Origin of the sequence: Burkholderia sp. RF7-non_BP4 (genome assembly GCF_001521935.1) — a bacterium.
Lineage (GTDB): Bacteria > Pseudomonadota > Gammaproteobacteria > Burkholderiales > Burkholderiaceae > Burkholderia > Burkholderia diffusa.
This window is the reverse complement of record NZ_LOTA01000028.1, coordinates 388,696-414,914: the sequence shown is the minus strand read 5'-3', so window position 1 is coordinate 414,914 and position 26,219 is coordinate 388,696. Positions and strand designations below refer to the sequence as shown.

Genomic DNA, 26,219 nt, shown 5'->3' with positions numbered 1-26,219 from the left:
GATGCGTCAGGCGTTGCGGTCGTCGCCGGCCTTCGCGCCGTTTCGGCGGCGCAGGCCCGGCCCGAACGTGAAGCCGAACGCGAGCAGCACCAGCGACACCGCGAGCACGATGTTGTTGCCGCTCGTCACGTAAGGCGTGAAGCCGCTCGTGCCTTCGATGCGCACGTCGAGCGAGCCGATCGTGAACGGCTTCAACTGACCGAGCACGCGTCCGCGCGCGTCGATCGCGGCCGTCATCCCCGTGTTGGTTGAGCGCAGCATCGGCCGGCCCGTTTCGAGCGCGCGCATCCGCGCGATCTGCAGATGCTGGTCGAGCGCGATCGTGTCGCCGAACCACGCGAGGTTCGTCACGTTGACGAGCACGCCGGGCGGTTGCGGGTTGTCGCGGATCGTCGCGGCGATTTCCTCGCCGAACAAGTCCTCGTAGCAGATGTCGGCCATCACCGGCTGGTTGTGCACGAGGAACGGCTTCTGCACCGGCGCGCCGCGCGCGAAGTCGCCGAGCGGCATCTTCATCAGGTCGACGAACCAGCGGAAGCCCCACGGAATGAATTCGCCGAAGGGCACGAGATGGTGCTTGTCGTAGTGATAGATGTCGCGCGAATGCGGCGTCACGCCGTACAGGCTGTTCGTGTAGTCGACGTAACGACCGTCCGGCGTCACCGACGCGCCGACCGCGCCGAACAGCACGGCCGAGCCCGTCGTGTCGCTGAACTTGCGGATCGCGACGGCGAACGGCTCGGGCAGCTCCTGGATCATCACCGCGATCGCGGTCTCCGGCGTGACGATCAGGTCGGCCGGCTTCTCGACGATCATCTGCGTGTACATCTTGATCGCCGCGTCGATGCCTTCCTGCTCGAACTTGATGTCCTGCTTCACGTTCCCCTGCAGCAGCCGCACCGTAAGCGGCGCGTTCGCGGGCACGGTCCACGTGGCCTGCGACAGCCCGATGCCGGCCGCGACGAGCGCGACGGCGATGCCGGCCGGCGCGACGACGCGCACGCGCGCATTGCCGGCGCCGCCGGATTCGGATGCGGGCGACCGGCGCGCGGCGACGAGCGCCTGCACGACCAGCGCGGCGAACAGCGCGAGCACCCACGCGATCCCGTACGCGCCGACGACCGGTGCGAAGCCCGCGAACGGGCCGTCGACCTGCGGATAGCCGCTCGCGAGCCACGGAAAGCCGGTAAATACGGTGCCGCGCAGCCATTCGCCGAGCGCCCATGCGCTCGCGAAGGCGAACGCGCCGTGCCAGGTCGGCGAGAACGGCCGCGGATCGGGCTCGCGGCGATGCCACGCATGGCCCGCGCAGAACGACCAGAGCCCCGCCGAGAACGCCGGGTACAGCGACAGGTAGAGCGAGAACAGCACTAGCGCGCCGCCCGCGAGCGGCGCGGCCATTTCGCCGTACACGTGCATGCTGATGTACAGCCACCAGATGCCGCTGATGAAGTTGCCGAAGCCGAACGCGCCGCCGGTGAGCGCGGCGCCGCGCCAGCTCGACGTGCGCGTCAGCTGCGCGAAAAACCAGACGAATACGGCGAGCTGCAGCCAGCCGCCGTGCGGGGTCGGTGCGAAGCTGAGCGTATTGGCCGCGCCGGCGAGCAGTGCGGCCGGATAGTGCCAGCGCGGCAGCGTGCGGCCGGGGGCCGGCGCAAAAAGGCCGCCAGCCGGGCGGGACGGGATCGGATCGTCCATGTGAAGCGAAAGAGGGCGAGCGGTTGAAGGAGACGCGGCCGGCGCGAGACGGTCAGTCCTCGTGCGAGGTTTCGGCGCGGCGGCTCGCGAGCGGGTTGCGGCGCACCAGCAGCACGTGGACCTGACGCGCATCGCCGCGCTGGATCTCGAACACGAGGTTGCCGAGCTGCAGTTTCTCGCCGCGGTGCGGCACGCGGCCGAAGTGATGGGTGATCAGGCCGCCGATCGTGTCGACCTCGTCGTCGGGGAAGTCGGTGCCGAACGTTTCGTTGAACTGTTCGATCTCGGTGAGGGCGCGCACGCGGTAGCGGCCGTCCGGCCCCGAGATGATGTTGCCGGCTTCCTCGTCGAAGTCGTATTCGTCCTCGATGTCGCCGACGATCTGTTCGAGCACGTCCTCGATCGTGATCAGGCCCGCGACGCCGCCGTATTCGTCGACGACGATCGCGAGGTGGTTGCGGTTCACGCGGAAGTCGTGCAGCAGCACGTTCAGGCGCTTCGATTCGGGAATGAACACGGCGGGACGCAACATCCCGCGCACGTCGAATTCCTCTTCGGCATAGAAGCGCAGCAGGTCCTTCGCGAGCAGCACGCCGATGACGTTGTCGCGGTTCTCCTCGTACACGGGGTAGCGCGAGTGCGCCTTCTCGAGGACGAACGGGATGAAGTCTTCGGGCTTGTCGGCGATGTTGATCGCGTCCATCTGCGCGCGCGGCACCATGATGTCGCGGGCGCACAGGTCGGACACCTGGAACACGCCTTCGATCATCGACAGCGAATCGGCGTCGATCAGGTTGCGTTCGTGGGCGTCCTGGAGGATTTCCAGCAGCTCGGTCCGGGATTCCGGCTCGGGCGAGATGAAGTCGGTCAGGCGCTCGAGGAGCGAGCGCTTTTCTTGCGGTTTGTCGGTGAGCTTACGACTGGGATACGAATCGTTCATGGTGGTGCGCCCGGGTCATGCCGGGGCGCGCGGTCACGGAGTAGGCAAGGATACACCAAGGGCATGGCGCGGCCGTGTCACACCGGCCGTCCGGCCAGGGCATGCGGTGCGCGCGAGCCCCGCTCGGGAACGGCCGCGCCGGGCGCGGCGCCGTCCTTCGTCTCCATCCTATCTCAGAAAGGGGCGGCGGGGCAGCGGCGGCAAAAAAGCGGGGGCGACCGGCCGGGTTGTCGGCGTCAGCGGCATTTCGTCGCGTGCGGGACACGCCGGGCCGACGTTCGGACCCTCAGAAGCGCATGCCGGCAGAGCAGCCGCCGGCAGCCGCGCCGTTGGTCGCGGCGCCGCCGCAGCCGAGGATGCCGCAGCCGGACAGCGCGACGCTCGCGGCGACGAGCAGCGCGGCCAGCGTGATGCGCGATTTGCGTGACGGTTTCATGGGCGCGGGGCCTCCTTCGCGTGCACGAGCGGCGCGGGCCGGCTGGTCGAGCCTCACCGGCATCGCGCGAGCAGCCCTTCCAGCGCGCGATCGGGGATGCCGCTCGCGCGCAGCGCGTCCACCGTGCGGCTCACGTAGTCGAGCGTCGTGCCGTAGCGGCCGGCCGCGCAGCTGAACACTTCCTTGACGACGGGGTCGCTCAGCTTGCCGGTGTAAGTGGGTACGTCGCGGCGCATCACGAACGCGAGTGCGTTCACGCGTTCGCCGGTCTCGAGCGAGCACGGCAGCCATGCGGGCCGGTACGACCCCATCGGCATTTCGCGTTTCCACAACGTCTCGAGATGCGGCTGCGCGGTCGGGCCCGCGAGCCGGAATGCGATGCCCGAGCACGAGCCGCCGCGGTCGAGCGCGAGCACGAGGCCCGGCCGTTCGGGCGTGCCGCGGTTCACGCGCGACCACAGGTAGAGCCCGCGATGATAGCCGTGCACCTTGCCGCGCACGGCGGCGATGGTGGGCAGCCCGGGGTTCCAGATCAGCGAGCCATAGCCGAACAGCCAGAGATCCTGCCGGCCGTCCCAGTCGCGCATCGTGTGCGCGAGCGACGCGGCGAGCTCGTCTTCCGTCAGCAGCCGTCCCTCGCCGATCGACGGCGGGTAGGCGGGCGGCAGCATCGCGGCGTGGTGCATGGTGCGGACGACTTTACTGGTACGGGTTCGGAAAGCCCAGTTTCGCGAGGATGTCGACTTCGAGCGCTTCCATTTCGGCGGCGTCCTCGTCGCTCGTCTCGTGATCGTAGCCCTGCGCGTGCAGCGCGCCGTGCACCAGCAGGTGCGCGTAGTGGGCCGCGAGCGGCTTGCCCTGATCGTGCGCTTCCTTCTCGACGACCGGGCAGCACAGCACGAGGTCGCCGATCACGGTGCCGTCGGGCGCCGGGTCGTACGCGAAGGTCAGCACGTTGGTCGGGTAGTCCTTGTGGCGGTAGCCGGCGTTCAGCGTGCGGCCTTCTTCCTCGCCGACGAAGCGCACGGTGAGTTGCGCGCTCGCGAACAGCGCCGGTTCGATCCATTCGGCGATCAGCTTGCGCTTGGGAAGCGTCTTGCGGATGTCGCCGGTGATTTCGTCGCCGTACTGCACGGACAGGTCGAGCTCCAGCTCGCGCACCTCGTTCGCCATTTCCGCGAGTTCCTCGTCGAGCGGCGCGGGTTCGGCACCCACGTGCAGCGTCACGCTGTCGTAGTGCTCGGGCTGCAGCGCGAGCTTCGCGCGCATCGCCGGATCGTTGTGCTGCGCGACGATCGCGACGGCGGCCTCGCCCGAACTGCCCGACAGGTCGAACATCAGGCTGCGGCCGTCGGGGAAGTCGATTCGAAGCCCTTGCGCGCTGACGGTCCGGGCCTTGCCCTTCGCATCGAACAGCGAGAGACGGGGGAAATCGGGCGCGGCGGACTGGTCGCGCCCGGACTTGCGAGAACGGGAAGATTTCATGACGGGTGCGGCGATTGGAACGCGTTGAGGATACACCAAACGGCCGATCGCTCCCGAATTCGAACCGGCCGCGCGCAAGCGAAAAAAGGCCCGGCGCGCCGTCGGGCGGGCCGGGCCGTCGGCCGGAGCGGCGCGCGGGCGCCGCCGGTTCGTTACGCGTCCCGGTGCTGCGCGTGGAAGTCGTCGTACGCTTCGACGATGCGGGCGACGAGCGGATGCCGCACGACGTCCGCGCTCGTGAAGCGCGTGAGCGCGATGCCGCGCACGCCGCCGAGCACCTGCTGCGCCTCGACGAGGCCGCTCTTGTGCCCGCGCGGCAGGTCGACCTGGCTCGTGTCGCCGGTGACGACGGCCTTCGAGCCGAAGCCGATCCGCGTGAGGAACATCTTCATCTGCTCGGGCGTCGTGTTCTGCGCCTCGTCGAGGATGATGAACGCGTGGTTCAGCGTGCGGCCGCGCATATATGCGAGCGGCGCGATCTCGATCATCTGGCGCTCGAACATCTTCGCGGTCTTGTCGAAGCCGAGCAGGTCGTACAGCGCGTCGTACAGCGGACGCAGGTACGGGTCGACCTTCTGCGCGAGATCGCCCGGCAGGAAGCCGAGCCGCTCGCCGGCCTCGACGGCCGGGCGTGTCAGCACGATCCGCTTGACCTGGTCGCGCTCCAGTGCGTCGACCGCGCACGCGACCGCGAGGTAGGTCTTGCCGGTGCCGGCCGGCCCGATGCCGAACGTCACGTCGTGCGACAGGATCTGCTTCAGGTATTCGCGCTGCGCGGGCGTGCGGCCGCGCAGGTCGGCGCGCCGCGTATAGAGCTTCGGCGCGGGTTCTTCGTCCGGCAGGTCCGCGTCGAGCTGCACGACGGGCTCGTCGAACGGATGGTCGGGGTCGCCGCGAAAGCGCACGTCGATCGTGTCCTGGCGGCCGTTGCCCGACGTGTGGCGCACTTCGACCAGCGCGAGCTGGATATCGTCGACCGACAGCGGATCGCGCGCGCGGTTGTAGAAGTTCTCGAGCGCCGCGAGCGCGAGCTTCGCGCCGCGCCCGCGGATCGTGATCCGGTGGCCGCGCCGCGCGAGCGTGACGTCGAGCGCCTGTTCGATCTGCCGCAGGTTCTCGTCGAGCGGGCCGCAGAGGTTGGCGAGGCGCGCGTTGTCGTCGCGCGGCGCGGTGAATTCCAGTGCTTGGACGGTCTTCAAAGTAGCGTCGGGCTCCTGTTGAACGTCAGTCGGTCAGTGGGTGGCCGCGCTCGCGTCGTCGCTCACGAGCAGCAGCTCGCCGCGCAGCGAGTGCGGGTACGCATGGTTGATCTTCACGTCGATCATCTGGCCGATCAGGCGCGGGTGCGATGCGAGCGGCGCCGGGAAATTCACGACCCGGTTGTTCTCGGTGCGGCCCGACAGTTCGTTCGGGTCCTTGCGCGACGGGCCCTCGACGAGGATCCGCTCGACCTTCCCGACCATCGACTGGCTGATGCGCGCGACGTTTTCCTCGATGGTCGCCTGCAGATGTTGCAGGCGTTTGAGCTTGACTTCGCGCGGCGTGTCGTCGTGCAGATTCGCGGCCGGCGTGCCGGGGCGCGGGCTGTAGATGAACGAGAAGCTGGTGTCGTAGCTCATCTCGTGCACGAGCGCCATCATCTTGTCGAAATCCTCCTCGGTCTCGCCGGGGAAGCCGACGATCATGTCGGTCGACAGCGACAGATCCGGGCGGATCGCGCGCAGCTTGCGGATCACCGACTTGTATTCGAGCACGGTGTAGCCGCGCTTCATCGCCATCAGGATGCGGTCGGAGCCGTGCTGGACGGGCAGGTGCAGGTGGCTCACGAGCTTCGGCACCTTGGCGTAGGTGTCGATCAGGCGCTGCGTGAATTCCTTCGGATGCGACGTCGTGTAGCGGATCCGCTCGATGCCGGGGATGTCGGCGACGTATTCGATCAGCGTCGCGAAATCGGCGATTTCGGTCGAACCGGCCGTCAGCGCGCCGCGATACGCGTTCACGTTCTGGCCGAGCAGCGTGACTTCGCGCACGCCCTGGTCGGCGAGGCCGGCCACTTCGGTCAGCACGTCGTCGAGCGGACGCGACACTTCGTCGCCGCGCGTGTACGGCACGACGCAGTAGCTGCAGTACTTCGAGCAGCCTTCCATGATCGACACGAACGCGCTCGGCCCCTCGACGCGCGCGGGCGGCAGGTGGTCGAACTTCTCGATCTCGGGGAACGTGATGTCGACCTGCGCGCGGCCGCTTTCACGGCGCGCGTCGATCATCTGCGGCAGGCGGTGCAAGGTCTGCGGGCCGAACACGAGGTCGACGTACGGCGCGCGCGACACGATCGACGCGCCTTCCTGGCTGGCGACGCAGCCGCCGACGCCGATCAGCAGGCCCGGCTTCGCTTCCTTCAGCTCGCGCACGCGGCCGAGGTCGGAGAACACCTTTTCCTGCGCCTTCTCACGCACCGAGCACGTGTTGAACAGGATGATGTCCGCGTCTTCCGGGGTATCGGTCTTTTCGAGGCCTTCGGCCGCATTGAGCACGTCCACCATCTTGTCCGAGTCGTACTCGTTCATCTGGCAGCCGAAGGTCTTTACGTAAACTTTCTTGGTCATGGGGATTCGCCGTTCGCAGTGGTTGACCTGGGGGCGTCGTCAAGGGTGAATCGGGACGGCTGCTGCCGGTGCCGCGTGGCGGACCGGGACGCGCGGCGCGCGTCGAGCGAGCATGTCGCGAAACCTCGCGAATGCGTGAAAAGCCGTCGGGAAAGCTTTCCATTATAGCTTTACGCGCCGTCGCGGGCGGGCCGCGGGTTGCGGCCGCGCGACGCCGCCGTGGCGCTCCAACCCCGATATGGCGGTGCAGCAGGCCTCAGCGGCACGCGTTCAGCAGATCGTCGAGCGCTGCTTCCTCGCGCGCGAAGCGCTCGGCGAGGAAGTCGAGCAGCACGCGCACGCGCGGCGCCATGTAGCGCTTGCCGTGATAGAGCGCGTGCAGCGGCGCGTCCTGGTGCCGCCAGTCGGGCAGCAGCACGCGCAGTCGGCCGGCGCGCACGTCGTCGGCGATGTCCCACAGCGACTTCAGCGCGATGCCGTGGCCGCGCAGCGTCCATTCGCGGGTGAGGCCGCCGTCGTTGGTCTCGAACGCGGTCGAGACCTGCACGGTATGGGTCTGCACCTCGTCGCCGCGCGTGAAGCGCCACGTGTTCATCGGGCCCGACGCGATCGTGATCACGTTGCAGGGAAAACGAGCCAGATCGTGCGGATCGGCCGGCACGCCGTGGCGCTCGACGAACGACGGCGCCGCGCACAGCACGCGCCGGTTCGCGGCGAGCCGGCGTGCGATCAGCGCGCCGTCGGGCGGGGCGGCGAAGCGGATCGCGAGGTCGATCTCGTCCTGCCACAGGTTCGACGACGAATCGGACGCCGTCAGCGAGAAGGTGACGCCCGGATGCAGCGTGGTGAATTCGTCGAGCCAGTCGAGCAGCTGGTTGCGGCCGAAATCGGACGTCGACGACAGCCGCACCTTGCCGGCCACCACGTTGCGGCCCTCCTGCAGCAGCGCGTGCGCGTCGTCGAGTGCCTGCAGCGCCTGCCGGCAGCAGTTCAGGTAGAGCCGGCCTTCGTCGGTGAGGCGCAGCTGCCGCGTCGAGCGCTCGAACAGCCGCGTCGCGACCTTTGCCTCGAGCTTCGCGAGGCGCGCGCTCGCGGCGGCCGGCGTGAGGTTCAGCTTGCGCCCGGCCGCGGACAGGCTGCCCAGTTCCGCCGCCTCGACGAACAGCCGGATGTCGCCCAGTCGATCCATCGGATTTTCCAGAATTTTTTGAAAATGGTTCAAATGCCGCGCCAATTATCAAAGATAGGCGTATTCGGGACAATGCGCGCACACCCCGCTTCTTGTGCGGTGCGGTACGGACCGGATGCCGCGTCCGCCGCCTTTTCGGAGAACGACATGCCCATTCCATTACTGGCGCTCGCGATCAGCGCCTTCGCCATCGGCACCACCGAATTCATCATCATGGGACTCCTGCCCGAAGTCGCGCACGACCTCGCCGTGTCGCTGCCGTCGGCCGGCCTGCTGGTCACGGGCTACGCGCTCGGCGTCGCGGTCGGCGCGCCGCTGCTCGCGGTGCTGACGAGCCGCATGCCGCGCAAGGCCGCGCTGCAGCTGCTGATGGCGATCTTCATCGTCGGCAACGTGCTGTGCGCGACCGCGTCCGGTTACGCGATGCTGATGGTCGCACGTGTCGTCACGTCGTTCGCGCACGGCTCGTTCTTCGGGATCGGCGCGGTGGTGGCCGCGTCGCTCGTGCCGGCCGACAAGCGCGCGAGCGCGATCGCGTTGATGTTCACGGGCCTCACGCTGTCGAACGTGCTCGGCGTGCCGTTCGGCACGTTCGTCGGCCAGCTGCTCGGCTGGCGCGCGTCGTTCTGGATCGTCGCCGCGCTCGGCGTGCTGTCGCTCGGCGGCGTCGCGCTGCTGGTGCCGAACCGCCACGACAGCGGGCCCGTCGGCCTCGGCCGCGAAGTGCGGGTGCTCAAGGAGCCGCAGGTCTGGCTCGCGCTCCTGATGACCGTGCTCGGCTTCGGCGGCGTGTTCGTCGTGTTCACGTACATCGCGCCGATCCTCGAAACCGTCACCGGTTTTTCGCCGCGTGCGGTCGCGCTGATCCTCGTGCTGTTCGGCGCGGGGCTGACGGTCGGCAACACGCTCGGCGGCAGGCTCGCCGACCGCGCGCTGATGCCGTCGCTGATCGCGATCCTGGTCGCGCTGATGGCCGTGATGGCCGTGTTCGCGAAGACGAGCCATCTGCCGGTGGCGGCCGCGGTGACCGTATTCGTCTGGGGGATCGCCGCGTTCGCGACGGTGCCGCCGCTGCAGGCGCGCGTGGTCGAAAAGGCCGCGAGCGCGCCACATCTCGCGTCGACGCTGAACATCGGCGCGTTCAACGTCGGCAACGCGGGCGGCGCGTGGCTCGGCGGCCTCGCGCTGGGGCACGGCTTCGCGCTCGATGCGTTGCCGTGGGTCGCCGTCGCGGTGACGTTCGCCGCGCTCGTCGTCACGTGGTTCGCGATGCGGCTCGATGCGCGCGCCCCGGCGCGCGGCGCGGCACCGGCCGCGCATTGAGCGGTGCACCGGGCGGCGGTGTGCCGGCGCTATGGCGACAGGAAAAGGTTCGCGAGAAACGCATTCCTCCGCGATGCTGATAACGGTGTGAAGATAACTTCGTTTGCCGGGGCGGGGCCGGGTGATAGCGTCTCGATACGCGCCGTTCGTGGCGCAACCCGATTCCGGCTTACCCCATTCGCAGGGCCGCGCGGCGGCCCGGAGGCCATGCTATGTCTTCACCCCTGGCGCTGGTGCGCGACGTGTCTTCCTTCGAGTCCGGCAATGCCGCCGACGCGCGGACGTCCGCGTCGCTCGACGTCCTCGAGCAGGTCGTCGGCGTGAATCTCGCGCGCTTGCGCGCCGAGCGGCAGTTGTCGCTCGATGCGCTCGCGCGGCTGTCCGGCGTGTCGCGCGCGATGCTCGCGCAGATCGAATCCGCGCGCAGCGTGCCGTCGATCAAGGTGCTCTGCAAGATCGCCGCGGCGCTGAAGGTATCGGTGGCCGCATTCCTGCGTCGCCACGCGGTGAACGGCTTCGAGCACCTGGCGGCCGAGCGCGCGGCGCGCGTCGTCAGTTCGAACGGCCGCTTCTCGGCGCGCGCGCTGTATCCGGAGGGCGAGCCGGCCGCGGCCGAATTCCACGAGTTGCGGATCGCGCCGCTGCACACGGAACCCGGCACGCGCCGCGCGCCCGGCACGACGGTCAACCTGGTCGTCAGCGAAGGCACGCTCGAAGTCAGCGTGCACGATCGGCGCCAGCTGCTCGCGACCGGCGATGCAATCGTGTTCGACGCCGACCAGCCGTACAGCCTGCGCAATCCCGGCGACAGCGAGGCGCGCGCGTTCCGCGTGACGGTGAGCCCGGAGGTGCCGCCGCGCTGGCTCGTGCCCGACGCCGCGCACGCGGCCGGCTGAGCGCGGGTCGCCGGGCCGGCGCCGGTTCCGTTCGGGACGGCGCGCAGGCCGGGTGCCGGCCGTTCGGACGATGCCGTTAGACGGAGTCGTCGGTAAGGTTTCAGGTGTGGTTCGCTGCGCGGTGCGCGCGGCTGATGTATGCTTGGCCCGCCGGTTCCGGGGTAGACCCCGGCCGGTAATCAGTGCGTCTTCAGGGCGGGGCGAAATTCCCCACCGGCGGTAGGCTGGCGAAAGCCGGCGAGCCCGCGAGCGCCCGCGCATCCGCGCGGGGTCAGCAGATCTGGTCGAATGCCAGAGCCGACGGTCATAGTCCGGATGAGAGAAGATGTGCAGATAGTCATGTCCGTCAGGGCCGCTTTGCCATGCGTGCGAAGCGGGTTGTCGTTCTGTCTGTTTGCAATGCCCTGAAACGTTTTTCGCCCAAATCGTAATTGCGAGGAGCGTTTCACATGTCCTTCATGTCCGTTTCGTCGGCACCCGCCGACGCCTTTGCCGATCTCCCGTTGCTCGATTCCGAACCGGTGCCGCCGCGCATCGCCGCCGCGCTCGACGCATTGCGCGCGGGCCGCGCGGTCGTGTTGCAGGACGATCACGACCGTGAAAACGAGGCCGACCTGATCGTCGCCGCCGAGCGCATCACGCCCGAGACGATGGCGCTCCTGATCCGCGAGTGCAGCGGCATCGTGTGCCTGTGCCTGACCGACGACAAGGTCCGCGCGCTCGAGCTGCCGCCGATGGTGCAGACCAACGAGAGCCGCAACGGCACCGCGTTCACCGTGTCGATCGAGGCGCGCGAAGGCGTGCATACCGGCGTGTCCGCGGCCGACCGCGTGACGACGATCCGCGCGGCGATCGCCGACGATGCGAAGCCGTACGACATCGTGCGCCCCGGCCACGTGTTTCCGTTGCGTGCGCAACCCGGCGGCGTGCTGGCGCGCCGCGGTCACACCGAAGGGACGGTCGATCTGTCGATCCTCGCTGGCCTGAAGCCGGCGGGCGTGCTGTGCGAGCTGATGAATCCGGACGGCACGATGACGCGCGGCGACGACGTCGAGCGTTTCGCGCGGCAGCACGGGTTGCCGATGCTGACGATCGCGGAGCTCGTCGAATTCCGCGAGGCGCTGGCGGCCGCGCGCGAGCGCTGCTGCGAGCCGGCCTGACGGCAGGTGTGGCGGGCGCGCCGATGCGCCCGCGGGACGGCGTGCGCATCGAGCGCGCGCCGGTCATGGCGATCCGGCGCGGCCGTCCGTCAGGACTGCACGTCGCCGAATTCGCCGCGCAGGCCGGCCGCGACGAGCGCCGGCAGTTCATCCATCCTGCGCATGATCCGCGTGATGCCCATCGCGCGCAGCGCGTCCGCGTAGTTGTCGGGGATGTGGCTCGCGCCGACGAACGCGATCGTCTTCATGCCCGCCGCGCGCGCGGCGTTCAGGCCCGACACGCTGTCCTCGACGACGACGCAGCGCGCCGGCGCGACGCCGAGCGTCCGCGCGGCGTGCAAGTACACGTCGGGGTAGGGCTTCGGTCGCGCGACCTGCTCGGAGCTGAACACGCGATCGCCGAAGATTTCGGTGAGCGAGGCGCGCTTCAGCGAGCTGCGCACGCGCACGAGCCGGCTGTTCGATACCACCGCGGCCGGCAGGCCGACCTTCAGCAGCGCGTCGCGCACGCCGGTGATCGGCGCGAGCGATTGTGCGAGGCCGGTCTCGATGTTGCGCTCGACGGTCTCGATGAAGTTGTCGGGCATCCGGATGCCGAAATGCGCTTCGAGCCCGGCGAGAAAGCGCGACGTCTGCTGGCCGAAGGCGGACTTCGCGGCCTCTTCGAAATCGAGGTGAGGGAAGGTGGCGGACAGCGTGTCGAACAGCACGCGGTCGGCAATGACTTCGCTGTCGACGAGGACGCCGTCGCAGTCGCAGATAAGGTGATCGAGCATGGTGGTGAAGAAGCGGGGTGTCGGCGACGCCGAGCATCCCGCCATGATACGTGCTTTCGACGGTGCGCCGCGAACCGCTCGGCGCCTGCGTCCGGTCCCGGCTACGCCCTCCGTAGGCCGGCGCGCCGAAGCCCCGTCGCGGCCTCGGCCGGCGCGAGCGAGGCGGGCGCGTCGGCGCTCGTGCGACGAAAGGGGAGGGCGGAAGCGCGCGGCAACCGCTGCCGCGCGCCCAGGCTCGAGCTCGATCGAAACCGCGATCAGGCCATCGCGTGCAGACGCAGATACAGGCCGGCCGCCGCGGCGCCGCCGAGCAGCGGGCCGATCACCGGCACCCACGCATAGCGCCAGTCGCTGTCGCGCTTGCCGGGAATCGGCAGCAGCGCGTGCATGATGCGCGGCGACAGGTCGCGCGCCGGGCTCATCGCATAGCCGGTCGGGCCGCCGAGCGAGATGCCGATGCCGAGCACGAGCAGGCCGACGGGCAGCGCGTCGAGCGCGCCGAGGCCGACTTGCGGCGACGCGAGGTACAGCACGCCGAGGATCAGCACGAACGTGCAGATCGCTTCGGTCAGCACGTTGTGCGTGGTGCTGCGGATGGCGGGCGCCGTGCAGAACACCGCGAGCTTCAGGTCCGCATCGGCTTCCTTCGCGAAGTGCTGGCGATACGCGAGCCACACGAGCAGCGCGCCGGCCATCCCGCCGAGCATTTGCGCGAGGATGTAGCCGCCGACCTTCGACCACGCGAACTTGCCCGCGAGCGCGAGGCTGATCGTGACGATCGGGTTCAGGTGCGCGCCGCTGAACGACGCGGTCACGTAGACGGCGACGAACACCGCCATCGCCCAGCCCATGACGATCACGATGAGGTCCGCGCCTTTGCCCTTGGTCTTCGCAAGCAGCACGTTGGCGACCGCGCCGTTGCCGAGCAGCACGAGGATCGCCGTGCCGATGAATTCCGCAATGTAAGGTGACATGTTGTCTCTCGTAGATGACGGCGGACTCGCGCGCCGCGCGGTCCGCCGGTGTTGTTTTATTTCGTTCGGATTGCTTCCGGTTCTGGCTGCCGCGGGTTACAGCGTGTCGTCGGCCCACGCCTTGGCGGCGCGCACCGCGCGTTGCCAGCCCGCCATGCAGCGCTCGACCTGCTCCTTCGGCATCGACGGCGAGAAGCGGCGATCGAGCTGCCACTGGCTGCGCACTTCGTCGAGGTTCTTCCAGTAGCCGATCGCGAGGCCCGCGAGGTAGGCCGCGCCGAGCGCGGTCGTCTCGGTGATCTGCGGACGCACCGCGTCGACGCCGAGCAGGTCGGCCTGGAACTGCATCAGCAGATTGTTCGCGCTCGCACCACCGTCGACGCGCAGCTCGCCGATGCTGATGCCGGAGTCGGCTTCCATCGCGGCCAGCACGTCGAGCGACTGGTAAGCGATCGCGTCGAGCGCCGCGCGCGCGAGGTGCGCGGACGTCGTGCCGCGCGTGACGCCGAACACCGAACCGCGCGCCCGCGCATTCCAGTGCGGCGCGCCGAGGCCCGCGAACGCCGGCACGAGATAGACGCCGTCGGTATGCGGCACGCTCGCGGCGAGCGCTTCGATCTCGGCGGCCGTCTTGATGATGCCGACGCCGTCGCGCAGCCACTGCACGACCGCGCCCGCGATGAAGATGCTGCCTTCGAGCGCGTACTGCACGTCGTCGCCGATCTGCCAGGCGATCGTCGTGACGAGGTTGTTCTTCGACTCGATCGGCTTGTCGCCGGTGTTCATCATCAGGAAGCAGCCGGTGCCGTAGGTGTTCTTCACCATGCCCGACGTCGTGCACATCTGGCCGAACAGCGCGGCGTGCTGGTCGCCGGCGATGCCCGCGAGCGGGATCTTCGACGCGAACACCGTGGTCTTCGTATGGCCGTAGATTTCCGACGACGCCTTCACTTCCGGCAGCATGCTGCGCGGGATGTCGAGCAGCTCGAGCAGCTCGCTGTCCCACTCGCGCGTGTGGATGTTGAACAGCATCGTGCGTGACGCGTTGGTCACGTCGGTCACGTGCAGTTCGTGCTTCGTGAAGTTCCACACGAGCCAGCTGTCGACGGTGCCGAAGGCGAGCTTGCCCTGGCGCGCCTTGTCGCGCGCGCCCGGCACGTTGTCGAGGATCCAGCGGATCTTGGTCGCGGAGAAGTACGAGTCGATCGGCAGGCCGGTCTTCGCGCGCACCTTCGCTTCGAGGCCCTGCTTCTTCAGCGAATCGCAGAAGTCGGCGGTGCGGCGGTCCTGCCACACGATCGCGTTGTAGACGGGCTGGCCCGTCTCGCGATCCCAGACGATCGTCGTCTCGCGCTGGTTGGTGATGCCGATCGCGGCGATCGAAGTGCCGTTCAGGCCCGTGCGCGTGACCGCTTCGGCGGCGACGCCGGCTTGCGTCGACCAGATTTCCTGCGGGTCGTGCTCGACCCAGCCGGGTTGCGGGTAGATCTGTTCGAATTCCTTCTGGGCGATCGATACGATGTTGCCCTGGCGATCGAACAGCATCGCGCGGGAGCTCGTCGTGCCCTGGTCAAGCGCGAGGATGTACTGATCCTGCATGTCTCTCATCTCCATCCGTGGATTGGCGTAGTTGTGATGCGCGCCGCATGTTACGCGGCGCGTCGGTGAATCAACGTCGGTCAGACAATTGCAACTGCAAACGCATCACGCGTGCGGCGCGTGCACGGCGGCGAACCACGCGTCGACCGCGGCCGTCACCGCGTCGAGCGTGCCTGGCGCGACGTGCAGGCCGAGCTTCGAGCGGCGCCACAGCACGTCCTGCGCGCAGGTCGCCCATTCGACGTCGCGCAGGTAGCGCAGTTCGGCGTCGTGGATGCCCGGCGCGATTTCGGCGCCGAGGTCGGCGAGCGACGTCGCGCCGTCGACCACGCGTTCCGCGCGCGTGCCGTACGCGCGCGCGTAGCGGCGCGCGAGCGCGGCGGGCAGCCACGGATGGCGCTTCGCGAACGCGTCGGCGAACACGTCGAACTTCGCGTTCGCGATGTCGCCGCCGGGCAGCGGCGCGCCGGCCGTCCAGGTTTTCGCCTCGCGGCCGAGCGCGCTGCACAGCAGGTCGCCGGCTTCTTCCGCGAGCTTGCGGAAGGTCGTGATCTTGCCGCCGAACACCGACAGCAGCGGCGCGCCGGCGCCGTCGTCCATCTCGAGGCGGTAGTCGCGCGTGACGGCCGAGGCGTTCGCGGCGTTTTCGTCCTCGAGCAGCGGGCGCACGCCCGAATAGGTCCAGTGCACGTCGGCGGGCGAGATCTTGCGCTTGAAGTAGCGGTTGATCGAATCGCACAGATACTGCGTCTCGTCGCGATCGATCGCGACCTTCGCGGGATCGTTCGTGTATTCGACGTCGGTCGTGCCGATCAGCGTGAAGTCGTGCTCGTACGGAATCGCGAAGATGATCCGCTTGTCCGGGTTCTGGAAGATGTACGCGTGATCGTGATCGAACAGGCGGCGCGTGACGATGTGGCTGCCTTTCACCAGTCGCACGCTGTGTTGCGCGCCGCGGCCGAGCGCGCCGTGCAGCACCTCCCCGACCCACGGGCCGGCCGCGTTCGCGACCGCGCGCGCATGCACGACGCGGATCGAGCCGTCCGCGTGCCGCAGCCGAGCTTCCCATTCGTCGCCGCGACGTTCCGCCGACACGAGTTTCGTGCGCGTGAGGATCTCGGCGCCGCGCTCCTTCGCATCGAGCGCGTTCAGCACGACGAGGCGCGCGTCGTCGACCCAGCCGTCCGAATAGACGAAGCCGCGCTTGATCGAGTCGATCAGCGGTGCGCCGGCCGCATGGCGGCGCATGTCGATGCCGCGCGAGCCGGGCAGCAGTTCGCGTTTCGCGAGGTGATCGTAGAGGAACAGGCCGATGCGGATCAGCCAGGCCGGCCGCAGGTTCGGCATGTGCGGCATCACGAAGCGCAGCGGCCACATGATGTGCGGCGCCGCGCGCAGCAGCGTTTCACGCTCCTGCAGCGCTTTGCGGACGAGGCCGAATTCGTTGTATTCGAGGTAGCGCAGGCCGCCGTGAATCAGCTTCGTGCTGGACGACGACGTGTGCGACGCGAGGTCGTCCTGCTCGCAGAGCAGCACCGACAGGCCGCGGCCGGCCGCATCGCGCGCGATGCCCGCGCCGTTGATGCCGCCGCCGACGACGAGCAGATCGTAGCGATTCGGTTGGGTCACCTGCTGTCCTTATCGTCTGATGGAAATGGGCGAACACGAAATGTTCGAATTCGAAATTTAACGAACGAAATCGAAAAAGTAAAGTTCGAAAAAGCGGGGCCAGTAGCGCGCGGCGCGATCCCGGACGATACTGGCGGAATCGACCGTTTCGCGAGGTGAATCATGCGTATTGGGATGTGGGCCGGTGCGTGCGCCGTCGTTCTGGCAGGGTGCGGCGCCGGTATGCCGCCGCTGGCCGGCAATTGGCGTGCGCCGTCGTTCGTCGACCTGCAGACGTCGTGCGGCGGCACCGCGCGCGACTGGGGCGCGGACGCGCAGCCGGTCTACGCGACGCTGTACGACGCGTATGTGGCGAAACGGTATCGCGGGCTGACGCAGGCGAACTATTGCGCGTTCGTAAACGAACTTTCGACGCACTATGCGGCACCCGACGCGGCGGGGCGCGCCGGTTGGGTCGCGTATTTCAACGGCGCACGCGCGCAGGCCGTCAGCTGGCGGGCCGCGGTCGATCCGACGCTGCGCGGCGGCTGACGCGGCAAAGCTGCGGAAGGCGGGAAAACCGGAAAAGCGGCGCGGCCGGAAATCCGGCCGGCGCGCTCAGGTCAGGAACAGCGGAGCTTCAGGAATAACGGTATTTGATGGATCGCAGCGCGGCGTCGCCGGTCTCGGTCACGCAGTATTTGCGTCCCGATCCCAGCCCTTCCAGCCGCACGAGCTGCTGTTCGAGCAGCGCGTCGAGTTCATCCCGATCCATGTCGCCCTGGTCAGGGGCGTCCTTCACAAGCAGTAGCGTGGCGAATTCATGCGGACTCAGCATCGTTCTCTCCATGGCAATCGGTCTGCCCGCGCGGCCGGCGCGAACGCCGGTGCGCGATACCCCACGGGGTATGGCTTGGGGGGAAAGCTGTATTCGCCGGCCTTGGGATTCGCACACGCCTTGGCACGGGCGTATCGGGCGAACGGGCCGGGGAACTGGAGTCTAGTCGAGCGCGCGGGCAACGACAAATCGTGCCCCGTTAATTTTCAGTTTGACAGGGACGTATGCCGCAAGCGGTTCAGCCGGCGCGCCAACTTCTTGATTTCACTTGAAGTTTCAGGTGCGGTGCAGCATCGCAAGCGTCATTCCGCGACGTACACCTGGGTGCCCGCGTTCGCCACCGCATCGGCCATCTCCGGCGGCAGCGGCTTGTCGGTGAAAAGCGCATGCACCTGGCTCAGGTGTCCCTGGCGCACCAGCGCCGGGCGGCCGACCTTCGAGTGGTCGGCGACGAGGTAGACCGTGCGCGCGTGCTGCATGATCGCCTCGGCCACGCGCACCTCGCGCGTGTCGAAGTCGCGCAGCGTGCCGTCGGCCTCGATCGCCGACGTGCCGATGATCGCGTAGTCGACCTTGAACTGGCGGATGAAGTCGATCGCGAGTTCGCCGACGATGCCCTTGTCCCACGGCCGCACGATGCCGCCCGTGATCAGCACCTCGCAGTCCGGGTAGCCGCTCATCATCGACGCGACGTTCAGGTTGTTCGTGATCACGTGGAGCCCGTGATGGCGGTTCAGTGCGCGCGCAACCTCCTCGGTCGTGGTGCCGAGGTTGATGAACAGCGATGCCTGGTCGGGGATGTGCGACGCGGCGAGCGCCGCGATGCGTCGCTTCTCGTCGTGGAACATCCGCTGGCGCGCGGTGTACGACACGTTTTCCGAGCTGGTCGGCAGGCTCGCGCCGCCGTGATAGCGGCGCAGCAGGTTCAGGTCGGCGAGCCAGTTCACGTCGCGGCGGATCGTCTGCGGCGTGACCGCGAAGTGCGCGGCGAGATCGTCGACGGTCACGAAGCCGTCGCGCTGCACCCATTCGAGCAGTTCCTGCTGGCGCGCGTTGAGGGTGAGGCGGGGATCTCGGGTCATGGCTCGGCGGTCAGGTCGTGAGGCGGAGCGGGTATTGTAAGGGCGGGAAGGGCCTTCGACCGGCCCGCGGTGTATCGCTGCGCGGAATTCATGCGGAGAGTACATGGATTCATGTGACAAATGAATTTGTGCGATCACGCGGATCGCGCTGCAATGGCGGACTGTCCGCGCGCGCCGGTCATGCGTCCGGCGCGTTCATTCAGCTTTCGACGAGGTGGAACCGATGACTGGCTTCAACTGGCACAACCCGTATCCGACGACCCGCATTCCGGTGTTCGCGCGCAACGTCGTGTCAACGTCGCATCCGCTCGCGGCGCAGGCCGGGCTGCGGATGCTGTGGAAGGGCGGCAATGCCGTGGATGCGGCGCTGGCCGCGGCAGCCGCGATCACGGTGGTCGAGCCCGTGTCGTGCGGGCTCGGCGGCGATGCGTTCGCGCTCGTGTGGGACGGCCAGCGGCTGTCCGGGCTGAATGCGTCGGGTGTCGCGCCGGCCGCCTGGAACCCCGGCTACTTCCGCCAGCGCCACGGCGAGGACGCACGCGGCATCGCGAACAAGCCGACGCGCGGCTGGGACACCGTCACGGTGCCGGGTGTGATCGCGGGCTGGGAAGCGCTGCACGCGAAGTTCGGTTCGCTGCCGTTCGCGGACCTGCTCGAGCCGGCGATCGAGATCGCCGAGCGCGGCTATTCGGTGTCGCCGATCGTCGCGCACAAGTGGGCCGCCGCGGTGCCCGAACTGCAGGGGCTGCCGGGCTTCGTCGATACCTTCATGCCGCGCGGGCGCGCGCCGCTCGTCGGCGAGCGCATGTGCCTGCCGGGCCACGCGCGGACGCTGCGCACCCTCGCGAAGGACGGTCCGCGCGCATTCTACGAGGGCGCGCTCGCCGGGCAGATCGCGGCATTCGCGCGCGAAGGCGGCGGCGCGCTGACCGAAGCCGACCTGCGCGCGTACCGGCCGGAATGGGTCGAGCCGATCGGCAAGCGCTTCGGGCGGCACACGATTCACGAGATCCCGCCGAACGGGCAGGGCATCGCCGCGCTGATCGCGCTCGGGATCGCGGAGCAGGCGGGCGTGGCCGAATGTCCGGTCGATTCGGCCGACTCGCAGCACCTGCAGATCGAGGCGATGAAGCTCGCGTTCGCGGACGTCTATCGCTACGTCGCCGATCCGCGCGCGATGGACGTGACGCCCGCGCAGATGCTCGACGACGCGTATCTCGCGGAACGCGCGAAGCTGATCGATCGCGCACGCGCGACGCACTTCGCTGCCGGCCGGCCGCATTCGGGCGGTACGATCTATCTGTCGGCGGCGGACGAGCGCGGGATGATGGTGAGCTTCATTCAGTCGAACTACATGGGTTTCGGTTCGGGGCTCGTCGTGCCGGGTACGGGCATTGCGTTGCAGAACCGCGGGCACGGCTTCTCGATGGACCCGGCGTCGCCGAACGTCGTCGCGGGCGGTAAGCGGCCGTTTCATACGATCATCCCGGCGTTCGTTACCGAGGAAGTCGACGGCCGCACCGAGGCCGTGATGAGCTTCGGCGTGATGGGCGGCGACATGCAGCCGCAGGGCCATCTGCAGACCGCCGTGCGCATGCTCGGCTACGGGCAGCAACCGCAGGCCGCCTGCGACGCGCCGCGCTGGAAGGTCAATCGCGACTTCACGCTCGACGTCGAGTCGACGATGAATCGCGACACGGTCGATGCGCTCGCCGCGCGCGGCCATACGATCAAGTCGATCGACGATCCTTACATGGATTTCGGCTCGGGGCAGTTCGTGTGGCGGCTCGATCGCGACGATCCCGAGCGCGGCTACGTGGCCGCGAGCGACAGCCGTCGCGACGGTCTCGCGGCCGGTTTCTGACGGAACGCTTCCAGTCCAGTCTTGCGCTCGACGGGCGGCCGGATGGCCGCTCGTTTCGCTTGACGCGGCGCATCTCGTCGAACGTGCGCGAACCGGTTCGAACAACTCGTCTAACGAACTGCAACATGCGCGGCGGAACTGCGCCCGTCGGGTATGGTCAGTGCTTTGAAGCACGAACATAAAAGTCCGGCTAAGATGCCAGGATGGTTCGGCCGGACCAACTCACTAAAAATGCAAGCAAAACGTCGCCTGCGGGCGCGCCGGGCCCGTGCCGAAGATCGGGGCCGGCCGCCGGCCGCGCGACGACTGGGAGCGCACCACCATGCCTACTGAAACGACGCATGTCATGCCGTGGCGTATCGAGGACATCGACCTCAACCGGATCGATCGTCAGCGCGCCGCCGCGAACGAGGATCTGCTGCTGTTGCTGTGCGCGTCGTCGTTCATCGAAAGCGGCTCGGATCTCTACACGAGCAACCTGAGCGAGTTCTTCAACGACGATCCGGAAGTGTCCGCGTGGCTCAACACGGCGTGGGAGCACGAGGAACTGCAGCACGGGCGCGCGCTGAAGGCGTACATCGCGCACGTGTGGCCCGAGTTCGACTGGGATACCGCGTTCGCGAATTTCTTCGCCGAGTACTCGAAGACCTGCTCGGTCGACGCATTCGAGAAGACCCGCGCGCTCGAGATGGTCGCGCGCTGCGTCGTCGAGACGGGCACGGCCACGCTCTATCGCGCGATCAACGAATGCTCGGACGAGCCGGTGCTGAAGGAAATCACCGACAACATCCGATCGGACGAGGTGCGCCACTACAAGCACTTCTTCAAGTTCTTCAAGAAGTACAACAAGCTCGAAGGCAACGGCCGGCTCGCGGTGCTCGGCGCGCTGACGCGCCGCGTGCTGGAAATCAAGAACGAGGATTCGGAGATCGCGCTGCGCCACGTGTTCGCGATCCGCTACCCGGACCGCGTCGGCGACAGCCAGTACAACCGCGAGCGCGTCGCGCGCATCAGCTCGCTCGTGCGGCGCAACCTGTCGGCCGACATGTGCGTGAAGATGCTGCTCAAGCCGCTCGACCTGCCCGCGAAGATCCAGCCGAGCGTCCACTATCCGCTGACGAAGATCACGCGGCACGTATTCATGCGCTGATCGTCACCGCGCGGTCCGGCGGCGCGCGTATGCTTCGGCATCATCGTCTGCTTTTCACCGGGGCCGCCATCATGACCGCTACCCATCGCCACGCGCTCGAACAATGGACGTTCGACGCGTGGCCGCCGGCCGTCGTTTCGCTGTTCGACGGCACCGCGCTCGAACGCCATGCCGACTTCGCCGCATCGCTGATCGTCGCGACCGACGATGGCCAGTTGCGCACGACGCTGCTCAGCGTCGGCGAGATTCATGCGCGCGACGCGCACACGCTGCTGCTTGCGCTATGGCCGCAATCGCGCGCGGCGCGCGCGCTGGCGCAACGGCGCGCCGCCGCGTTGACGCTCGTCGCGGACGGCGCATTCTTTCAGGCACAACTGAGGATCGAGCCGCTCGAAGGGGACTTCGGCGGACTGGCCGGGTTCGCCGCGACGATCGCGCATGGCGATGCGCAGCGGGTCGGCTATGCGCGTCTCGCGACGGGCGTCACGTTCGCGCTGGAAGGGCAGGCGCGCGCCGAGGTGCTCGCGCGCTGGCAGCGCCAGGTCGAGCACCTGCGGCGCGCGGCCGCGCGGCTTCAGTGACCGCGCTGGCCGCTGCGCGACGAGCGGTTGCGGTTGGCGTGCGCGGCGTTGCCGTTCGCCGGACGCGCGCCGTTGCCGCCTGACGGGCGACCGCCGCCACCACCGGCATTGCCGCTCGCGCCGCCGGCCGTGCGCGGCTTGGCCGCCTTCGCGGCCTTCGGTTGCGCATTGCCGTCGCGCTTCGCGGCCGGCTGGCCGGCGCCGCCTGCACGCGGCTGGCGATTGCCGCCGCCGCCGTTGCCGTTGCCGCCGCGCGGCTGCTGCCCACGGCGTTGCTGGATCGGCTCCGGCTTCGCGTTCGGATCGGGTTCGAAGCCCGCGATCACTTCCTGCGGAATCTCGCGCTTGATCAGCCGCTCGATGTCGCGCAGCAGCTGCTTCTCGTCGACGCACACGAGCGACACGGCTTCGCCCGTCGCGCCCGCGCGGCCCGTGCGGCCGATCCGGTGCACGTAATCCTCCGGCACGTTCGGCAGGTCGAAGTTGACGACGTGCGGCAGCTGGTCGATGTCGATCCCGCGTGCGGCGATGTCGGTCGCGACCAGCACCTGCAGCGTGCTGTTCTTGAATTCCGCGAGCGCGCGCGTGCGAGCCGACTGGCTCTTGTTGCCGTGGATCGCCATCGCGCTGATGCCGTCCTTCGTCAGCTGTTCCGCGAGCCGGTTCGCGCCGTGCTTGGTGCGCGTGAACACGAGCACCTGGAACCAGTTGTGTTCGCGGATCAGATGCGTGAGCAGCTCGCGCTTGCGATCGCGGTCGACCGGGTGGATCTTCTGCGCGACGCTTTCCGCGGTGGTGTTGCGGCGCGCGACCTCGATCAGTGCGGGCGAATCGAGCAGGCTGTCGGCGAGCGACTTGATCTCGTCGGAGAAGGTCGCCGAGAACAGCAGGTTCTGGCGCTGCGGCGGCAGCTTCGCGAGCACGCGCTTGATGTCGTGGATGAAGCCCATGTCGAGCATCCGGTCGGCTTCGTCGAGCACGAGGATGTCGAGATCCGACAGATCGATCGTCTTCTGCTGCATGTGGTCGAGCAGACGCCCCGGCGTCGCGACGACGATGTCGACGCCGCGCTTGAGCGCATCGATCTGCGGATTGATGCTGACGCCGCCGAACATCACGGTCGAGCGCAGCTTCAGGTATTTGCTGTATGCGCGCACGCTTTCCTCGACCTGGGCGGCGAGTTCGCGCGTCGGCGTGAGGATCAGCGCGCGCACCGCGCGCTTCGCGCCGCGATGCTCGGCGTAGAACGTGTGCAGGCGCTGCAGGATCGGCAGCGTGAAGCCGGCGGTCTTGCCGGTGCCGGTCTGTGCGCCGGCGAGCAGGTCGCCCCCGCCGAGGACGGCGGGGATCGCCTGCTGCTGGATGGGAGTCGGCGACGTGTAGCCGAGCTCGTTGACCGCCTTGACGAGCGGTTCGGCCAAGCCGAGAGATTCGAAAGACATAGATACCACTCTTGAGTTTTATGATCGGCGACGCCTCGCGCGGCCCGCGCGGGGAACGGCGTCGCAAAAAGCAAAGGGGCGCGGCTGCGGTTTCCCGCAGCCGCGCCCCCGTGTGTGTCGCGCGTTATTTAGTCAAGCGGCGCGGAACGCAGGTCGCTCACCTGTTGCGGCGAGATCGGCGTACCGTTGTTGCCCCACGACATCCGGATATACGTGACGACCGCCGCGACTTCCTGGTTCGACAGCGACTGCGCGAACGGCGGCATCCCGTACGGACGCGGATTCTTGAACGTGCTCGGCGGATAGCCGCCATTCAGCACCATGCGGATCGGGTTGACCGCCGATTCCATCACGATCGAATGGTTGCCCGCGAGCGGCGGATACGCCGGCGGCTTGCCCGCGCCGGTTTCGGCGTGGCAGGTCGCGCAGTTGTCCGCGTAGATCTTCTTGCCCTGGTCGAACAGCGCGTTGCCGAATTGCTTCGACGGCTCGTACTGCATGTTCTTCGGCGCTTCAGCCTTCTGCGGGATCGACTTCAGGTACGTCGACATCGCGCGCGTATCTTCGTCGCTCATGTACTGCAGGCTGTTGTGCACGACGTCGGCCATCGGGCCGAACACCGCGCCCTTGTTCGACACGCCGGCCTGCAGCAGGTCCGACAGCTCCTGCACGTGCCAGTCGCCGAGGCCGAGTTCCTTGTCGTTCGTCAGCGACGGCGCATACCAGTTCTGCAGCGGGATCAGGCCGCCCGCGAAGGCCGCCGAGCTCACCGGGCCGCCCATCATGTTGATCGACGTGTGGCACATCGAGCAGTGGCCGAGGCCTTCGACGAGGTACGCGCCGCGGTTCCATTCGACCGACTTGGTCGGATCCGGCTTGTATTCGCCTTCCTTGAAGAACAGCGTGCGCCAGCCGATCAGCAGGTTGCGGTTGTTGAACGGGAACTTCAGTTCGTGCGGACGGCTCGGCACCGAGACCGGCGGGACCGAACGCAGGTACGCGTAGATCGCGTCCGAGTCGGCGCGCGTGACCTTCGTGTAGCTCGCGAACGGGAAGCCCGGGTAGAGCAGGCTGCCGTCCTTCGAACGGCCGGTGTGCATCGCGCGGTAGAAGTCGTCCGACGTCCACTTGCCGATACCGTCCTTGTCGTCCGGCGTGATGTTCGGCGTGTACATCGTGCCGAACGGCGTCGCCATCGGCAGGCCGCCCGCGAACGACTTGCCGCCGCGCACGGTGTGGCACGCGATACAGTCGCCGACGCGCGCGAGGTATTCGCCCTTCTTGATCAGCGCGGCCTGGTCGGCCGGCGTGGCCGCGACGGCAGCGTTGCCGTGCAGCGTGTCGTTGCCCGGCCAGAGGACCGGCACGAGGGCGGCAGCCGCGACGATCGCGACGGCCGAGAGTGCAAACAGGGACTTGCGTTTCATTGTGTCTGTCTCCCTTGCCTTATTGCGGTTCGCTGCCGCAGGCGAGCGGAGTCTTCATCGAACGCGCCGGGGCCGGCACGGGGTTGGCGGGCGCCGGTTGCGCGGCGAGCCATGCGGTCACGGCCGTCACGTCTTCGTCCGACAGCTTCGACGCGATCTCGTGCATGCAATCCGGTGCCTTCGCGTGGCGGTTGCCCGAGCGCCATGCGCCGAGCTGTGCGCTCAGGTAATCGGCGTGCAGGCCGACGAGGCCCGGGATCGCCGGCTGCATGCCGGTCAGCCCCGCGCCGTGGCAGGCCACGCAGGCCGGCAGCTTGCGCGACGGATCGCCTTGCGTGACGAGCTGCTTGCCGCGCGCGAGCGTGGCGGCCGGCAGCGTCGGCTTGGCCGGCGTCGGGTACGGCGGACGCTCGGCCGAGAAGTGCTCGGCGATCTCTTTCAGGTAATCGTCGTTCAGGTACGTCAGCAGATAGTTCATCGGCGGGTACTTGCGCCGGCCATCACGGAAGTTGACGAGCTGGTTGTACAGGTACTCCGCCGGCTTGCCGGCAAGCCGCGGGAAATAGTCGTTGTCCGTACCCTGGCCGTGAACGCCATGGCATGCGGTACAGCCGCGCACACGCTCGGCCATCGTATCGGGTGCCTTGAGCGGCGCCTGCTGGGCGTGCGCTTGCTCCGTGGGCTTGGTCTGCGCTTGAGCAGCGCTCGTAAGGCCCGCGCCACCGATCAGGAGAACGGCAAGCAACGGACGGAAGAGGCGTCTTGAAGACACACGAGACTCCATGTTTATTCGTCGGGGACCTGTCCGGGCTACGATCGGCTCGGCGCATGGACGGCAGGACAGCCGGGCTGCTGCGACGCGGCATTCTATCATCGATGGGTAATGACGGCTATTTGGCAAAAGGACATCGGTTCCTGCCTGTTTGCGACTTGCGACAATTTGACGCGCTTCGTACACGGGTTGTGTGAACCGGCGTGCGCTTTGACCATCGAAGACCGTACACTCGCGGGTCGCGCGGCGCCGCCTCCGCCGCAGACCCAGTCATTTCTCCCGTTTCCGGATTCATCGATGACGTTCCCTACCGTGCCGTTGCCGTCTTCCCGCAGTCGTTCCACTTGCCGCCGCGTTGCGGGCCGGCCGTTCC

25 protein-coding genes and 1 riboswitch are annotated in these 26,219 nt (G+C 68.1%); of the genes, 7 read left to right on the top strand and 18 right to left on the bottom strand.

The genetic code is table 11. The features are described 5' to 3' along the window. Nucleotides 1-6 precede the first annotated feature (6 nt). The 9 genes from lnt to WS49_RS35600 form a co-directional block, all read right to left on the bottom strand. Entirely contained in the window at nucleotides 7-1,698 is a 1,692-nt protein-coding gene (gene lnt / locus WS49_RS11785) for an apolipoprotein N-acyltransferase (protein ID WP_059528133.1), read from the bottom strand. Nucleotides 1,699-1,750: 52 nt separating this feature from the next. Continuing rightward, complete coding sequence (locus WS49_RS11780) at nucleotides 1,751-2,638, bottom strand: HlyC/CorC family transporter (RefSeq protein WP_059447841.1); 888 nt, start codon at nucleotides 2,636-2,638, stop codon at nucleotides 1,751-1,753. Nucleotides 2,639-2,924: 286 nt separating this feature from the next. After that, complete coding sequence (locus tag WS49_RS35605) at nucleotides 2,925-3,074, bottom strand: hypothetical protein (RefSeq protein ID WP_179949148.1); 150 nt, start codon at nucleotides 3,072-3,074, stop codon at nucleotides 2,925-2,927. A gap of 53 nt (nucleotides 3,075-3,127) precedes the next feature. Next, a complete protein-coding gene (locus WS49_RS11770; RefSeq protein ID WP_059528127.1) occupies nucleotides 3,128-3,760 on the bottom strand; it encodes a gamma-glutamylcyclotransferase in 633 nt (210 codons plus the stop codon). A gap of 13 nt (nucleotides 3,761-3,773) precedes the next feature. Further along, complete coding sequence (gene ybeY / locus WS49_RS11765) at nucleotides 3,774-4,559, bottom strand: rRNA maturation RNase YbeY (RefSeq protein ID WP_059528125.1); 786 nt, start codon at nucleotides 4,557-4,559, stop codon at nucleotides 3,774-3,776. A gap of 152 nt (nucleotides 4,560-4,711) precedes the next feature. Continuing rightward, the gene (locus WS49_RS11760; protein ID WP_059528122.1) at nucleotides 4,712-5,758 is read right to left on the bottom strand and encodes a PhoH family protein; all 1,047 of its coding nucleotides are present in this window, start codon (nucleotides 5,756-5,758) and stop codon (nucleotides 4,712-4,714) included. Between the two features lie 33 nt (nucleotides 5,759-5,791). After that, the gene (miaB, locus tag WS49_RS11755) at nucleotides 5,792-7,165 is read right to left on the bottom strand and encodes a tRNA (N6-isopentenyl adenosine(37)-C2)-methylthiotransferase MiaB (RefSeq protein WP_059528119.1); all 1,374 of its coding nucleotides are present in this window, start codon (nucleotides 7,163-7,165) and stop codon (nucleotides 5,792-5,794) included. A gap of 256 nt (nucleotides 7,166-7,421) precedes the next feature. Next, on the bottom strand, nucleotides 7,422-8,354 hold the full coding sequence (locus WS49_RS11750; protein WP_059528117.1) for a LysR family transcriptional regulator: 933 nt from the start codon (nucleotides 8,352-8,354) through the stop codon (nucleotides 7,422-7,424). Nucleotides 8,355-8,383: 29 nt separating this feature from the next. Continuing rightward, entirely contained in the window at nucleotides 8,384-8,569 is a 186-nt protein-coding gene (locus tag WS49_RS35600) for a hypothetical protein (protein ID WP_179949270.1), read from the bottom strand. On the opposite strand from WS49_RS35600, the gene WS49_RS11745 reads away from it, so the two are divergent. The 3 genes from WS49_RS11745 (at nucleotide 8,502) to ribB (ending at nucleotide 11,733) form a co-directional block, all read left to right on the top strand. Beyond that, nucleotides 8,502-9,677, top strand: a complete 1,176-nt coding sequence (locus tag WS49_RS11745; RefSeq protein WP_059528334.1) for an MFS transporter — start codon at nucleotides 8,502-8,504, stop codon at nucleotides 9,675-9,677. The genes WS49_RS35600 and WS49_RS11745 overlap by 68 nt on opposite strands. 212 nt (nucleotides 9,678-9,889) lie before the next feature. Continuing rightward, nucleotides 9,890-10,573: a helix-turn-helix domain-containing protein gene (locus tag WS49_RS11740; protein ID WP_059465738.1), complete on the top strand. Its 684-nt coding sequence runs from the start codon at nucleotides 9,890-9,892 to the stop codon at nucleotides 10,571-10,573. Nucleotides 10,574-10,755: 182 nt separating this feature from the next. Next, a riboswitch (FMN riboswitch) is annotated at nucleotides 10,756-10,904 on the top strand. Between the two features lie 118 nt (nucleotides 10,905-11,022). Further along, the gene (gene ribB, locus WS49_RS11735; RefSeq protein WP_059528114.1) at nucleotides 11,023-11,733 is read left to right on the top strand and encodes a 3,4-dihydroxy-2-butanone-4-phosphate synthase; all 711 of its coding nucleotides are present in this window, start codon (nucleotides 11,023-11,025) and stop codon (nucleotides 11,731-11,733) included. Between the two features lie 89 nt (nucleotides 11,734-11,822). Here ribB and WS49_RS11730 read toward each other — a convergent pair whose 3' ends face one another. The 4 genes from WS49_RS11730 to glpD all read right to left on the bottom strand — a co-directional run bounded on the left by WS49_RS11730 (nucleotide 11,823) and on the right by glpD (nucleotide 16,711). Then, nucleotides 11,823-12,509, bottom strand: coding sequence for an HAD family hydrolase (locus WS49_RS11730; protein WP_059528111.1), 687 nt, complete (start codon nucleotides 12,507-12,509; stop codon nucleotides 11,823-11,825). A 257-nt stretch (nucleotides 12,510-12,766) separates the two neighbouring features. Continuing rightward, nucleotides 12,767-13,483 (bottom strand): MIP/aquaporin family protein, encoded by a 717-nt coding sequence (locus WS49_RS11725; RefSeq protein WP_059528107.1) that lies wholly within the window; start codon nucleotides 13,481-13,483, stop codon nucleotides 12,767-12,769. 96 nt (nucleotides 13,484-13,579) lie between these two features. Continuing rightward, nucleotides 13,580-15,082, bottom strand: coding sequence for a glycerol kinase GlpK (glpK, locus tag WS49_RS11720; protein WP_059528104.1), 1,503 nt, complete (start codon nucleotides 15,080-15,082; stop codon nucleotides 13,580-13,582). 105 nt (nucleotides 15,083-15,187) lie between these two features. Continuing rightward, on the bottom strand, nucleotides 15,188-16,711 hold the full coding sequence (gene glpD, locus WS49_RS11715) for a glycerol-3-phosphate dehydrogenase (RefSeq protein ID WP_059528102.1): 1,524 nt from the start codon (nucleotides 16,709-16,711) through the stop codon (nucleotides 15,188-15,190). Between the two features lie 162 nt (nucleotides 16,712-16,873). Between glpD and WS49_RS11710 the strand changes: the two genes are divergently transcribed. Further along, nucleotides 16,874-17,242 carry a hypothetical protein gene (locus WS49_RS11710; RefSeq protein WP_059528100.1) on the top strand — a complete coding sequence of 123 codons (369 nt, stop codon included), beginning with the start codon at nucleotides 16,874-16,876 and terminating at the stop codon, nucleotides 17,240-17,242. 88 nt (nucleotides 17,243-17,330) lie between these two features. On the opposite strand, the gene WS49_RS11705 is transcribed toward WS49_RS11710, so the two are convergent. Together WS49_RS11705 and WS49_RS11700 are read right to left on the bottom strand one after the other, a co-directional pair. Beyond that, complete coding sequence (locus WS49_RS11705; protein WP_040144790.1) at nucleotides 17,331-17,528, bottom strand: hypothetical protein; 198 nt, start codon at nucleotides 17,526-17,528, stop codon at nucleotides 17,331-17,333. Nucleotides 17,529-17,830: 302 nt separating this feature from the next. Next, complete coding sequence (locus tag WS49_RS11700) at nucleotides 17,831-18,610, bottom strand: DeoR/GlpR family DNA-binding transcription regulator (protein ID WP_044846783.1); 780 nt, start codon at nucleotides 18,608-18,610, stop codon at nucleotides 17,831-17,833. A gap of 223 nt (nucleotides 18,611-18,833) precedes the next feature. On the opposite strand from WS49_RS11700, the gene WS49_RS11695 reads away from it, so the two are divergent. The 3 genes from WS49_RS11695 (at nucleotide 18,834) to WS49_RS11685 (ending at nucleotide 22,205) form a co-directional block, all read left to right on the top strand. Continuing rightward, the gene (locus WS49_RS11695; protein ID WP_059528098.1) at nucleotides 18,834-20,474 is read left to right on the top strand and encodes a gamma-glutamyltransferase family protein; all 1,641 of its coding nucleotides are present in this window, start codon (nucleotides 18,834-18,836) and stop codon (nucleotides 20,472-20,474) included. Nucleotides 20,475-20,796: 322 nt separating this feature from the next. After that, nucleotides 20,797-21,624 carry a ferritin-like domain-containing protein gene (locus WS49_RS11690; RefSeq protein WP_059528332.1) on the top strand — a complete coding sequence of 276 codons (828 nt, stop codon included), beginning with the start codon at nucleotides 20,797-20,799 and terminating at the stop codon, nucleotides 21,622-21,624. Nucleotides 21,625-21,695: 71 nt separating this feature from the next. Next, nucleotides 21,696-22,205: a hypothetical protein gene (locus WS49_RS11685; protein ID WP_059528096.1), complete on the top strand. Its 510-nt coding sequence runs from the start codon at nucleotides 21,696-21,698 to the stop codon at nucleotides 22,203-22,205. Here WS49_RS11685 and WS49_RS11680 read toward each other — a convergent pair. The 3 genes from WS49_RS11680 to WS49_RS11670 all read right to left on the bottom strand — a co-directional run bounded on the left by WS49_RS11680 (nucleotide 22,199) and on the right by WS49_RS11670 (nucleotide 25,858). Then, the gene (locus WS49_RS11680) at nucleotides 22,199-23,647 is read right to left on the bottom strand and encodes a DEAD/DEAH box helicase (RefSeq protein ID WP_059528094.1); all 1,449 of its coding nucleotides are present in this window, start codon (nucleotides 23,645-23,647) and stop codon (nucleotides 22,199-22,201) included. The two genes, WS49_RS11685 and WS49_RS11680, sit on opposite strands and share 7 nt — an antisense overlap. Nucleotides 23,648-23,775: 128 nt before the next feature. Next, nucleotides 23,776-25,074, bottom strand: a complete 1,299-nt coding sequence (locus WS49_RS11675; protein ID WP_059528091.1) for a c-type cytochrome — start codon at nucleotides 25,072-25,074, stop codon at nucleotides 23,776-23,778. A 19-nt stretch (nucleotides 25,075-25,093) separates the two neighbouring features. Next, a complete protein-coding gene (locus WS49_RS11670; protein ID WP_059528087.1) occupies nucleotides 25,094-25,858 on the bottom strand; it encodes a c-type cytochrome in 765 nt (254 codons plus the stop codon). Nucleotides 25,859-26,219: the final 361 nt, after the last annotated feature.

What these genes read in the sequence shown, in the direction of transcription:
- WS49_RS11670 (WP_059528087.1), bottom strand. Translation starts at nt 25,858, where the DNA reads ATGGAGTCTCGTGTGTCTTCAAGACGCCTCTTCCGTCCGTTGCTTGCC.
- ybeY (WP_059528125.1), bottom strand. Translation starts at nt 4,559, where the DNA reads ATGAAATCTTCCCGTTCTCGCAAGTCCGGGCGCGACCAGTCCGCCGCG.
- WS49_RS35605 (WP_179949148.1), bottom strand. Translation starts at nt 3,074, where the DNA reads ATGAAACCGTCACGCAAATCGCGCATCACGCTGGCCGCGCTGCTCGTC.
- WS49_RS11725 (WP_059528107.1), bottom strand. Translation starts at nt 13,483, where the DNA reads ATGTCACCTTACATTGCGGAATTCATCGGCACGGCGATCCTCGTGCTG.
- WS49_RS11730 (WP_059528111.1), bottom strand. Translation starts at nt 12,509, where the DNA reads ATGCTCGATCACCTTATCTGCGACTGCGACGGCGTCCTCGTCGACAGC.
- WS49_RS11675 (WP_059528091.1), bottom strand. Translation starts at nt 25,074, where the DNA reads ATGAAACGCAAGTCCCTGTTTGCACTCTCGGCCGTCGCGATCGTCGCG.
- miaB (WP_059528119.1), bottom strand. Translation starts at nt 7,165, where the DNA reads ATGACCAAGAAAGTTTACGTAAAGACCTTCGGCTGCCAGATGAACGAG.
- WS49_RS11770 (WP_059528127.1), bottom strand. Translation starts at nt 3,760, where the DNA reads ATGCACCACGCCGCGATGCTGCCGCCCGCCTACCCGCCGTCGATCGGC.
- WS49_RS11740 (WP_059465738.1), top strand. Translation starts at nt 9,890, where the DNA reads ATGTCTTCACCCCTGGCGCTGGTGCGCGACGTGTCTTCCTTCGAGTCC.
- WS49_RS11685 (WP_059528096.1), top strand. Translation starts at nt 21,696, where the DNA reads ATGACCGCTACCCATCGCCACGCGCTCGAACAATGGACGTTCGACGCG.
- WS49_RS11750 (WP_059528117.1), bottom strand. Translation starts at nt 8,354, where the DNA reads ATGGATCGACTGGGCGACATCCGGCTGTTCGTCGAGGCGGCGGAACTG.
- WS49_RS11705 (WP_040144790.1), bottom strand. Translation starts at nt 17,528, where the DNA reads ATGCTGAGTCCGCATGAATTCGCCACGCTACTGCTTGTGAAGGACGCC.
- glpK (WP_059528104.1), bottom strand. Translation starts at nt 15,082, where the DNA reads ATGCAGGATCAGTACATCCTCGCGCTTGACCAGGGCACGACGAGCTCC.
- WS49_RS11780 (WP_059447841.1), bottom strand. Translation starts at nt 2,638, where the DNA reads ATGAACGATTCGTATCCCAGTCGTAAGCTCACCGACAAACCGCAAGAA.
- WS49_RS35600 (WP_179949270.1), bottom strand. Translation starts at nt 8,569, where the DNA reads ATGATGATGAATTCGGTGGTGCCGATGGCGAAGGCGCTGATCGCGAGC.
- lnt (WP_059528133.1), bottom strand. Translation starts at nt 1,698, where the DNA reads ATGGACGATCCGATCCCGTCCCGCCCGGCTGGCGGCCTTTTTGCGCCG.
- WS49_RS11690 (WP_059528332.1), top strand. Translation starts at nt 20,797, where the DNA reads ATGCCTACTGAAACGACGCATGTCATGCCGTGGCGTATCGAGGACATC.
- ribB (WP_059528114.1), top strand. Translation starts at nt 11,023, where the DNA reads ATGTCCTTCATGTCCGTTTCGTCGGCACCCGCCGACGCCTTTGCCGAT.
- WS49_RS11700 (WP_044846783.1), bottom strand. Translation starts at nt 18,610, where the DNA reads ATGACCCGAGATCCCCGCCTCACCCTCAACGCGCGCCAGCAGGAACTG.
- WS49_RS11680 (WP_059528094.1), bottom strand. Translation starts at nt 23,647, where the DNA reads ATGTCTTTCGAATCTCTCGGCTTGGCCGAACCGCTCGTCAAGGCGGTC.
- WS49_RS11710 (WP_059528100.1), top strand. Translation starts at nt 16,874, where the DNA reads ATGCGTATTGGGATGTGGGCCGGTGCGTGCGCCGTCGTTCTGGCAGGG.
- WS49_RS11745 (WP_059528334.1), top strand. Translation starts at nt 8,502, where the DNA reads ATGCCCATTCCATTACTGGCGCTCGCGATCAGCGCCTTCGCCATCGGC.
- WS49_RS11695 (WP_059528098.1), top strand. Translation starts at nt 18,834, where the DNA reads ATGACTGGCTTCAACTGGCACAACCCGTATCCGACGACCCGCATTCCG.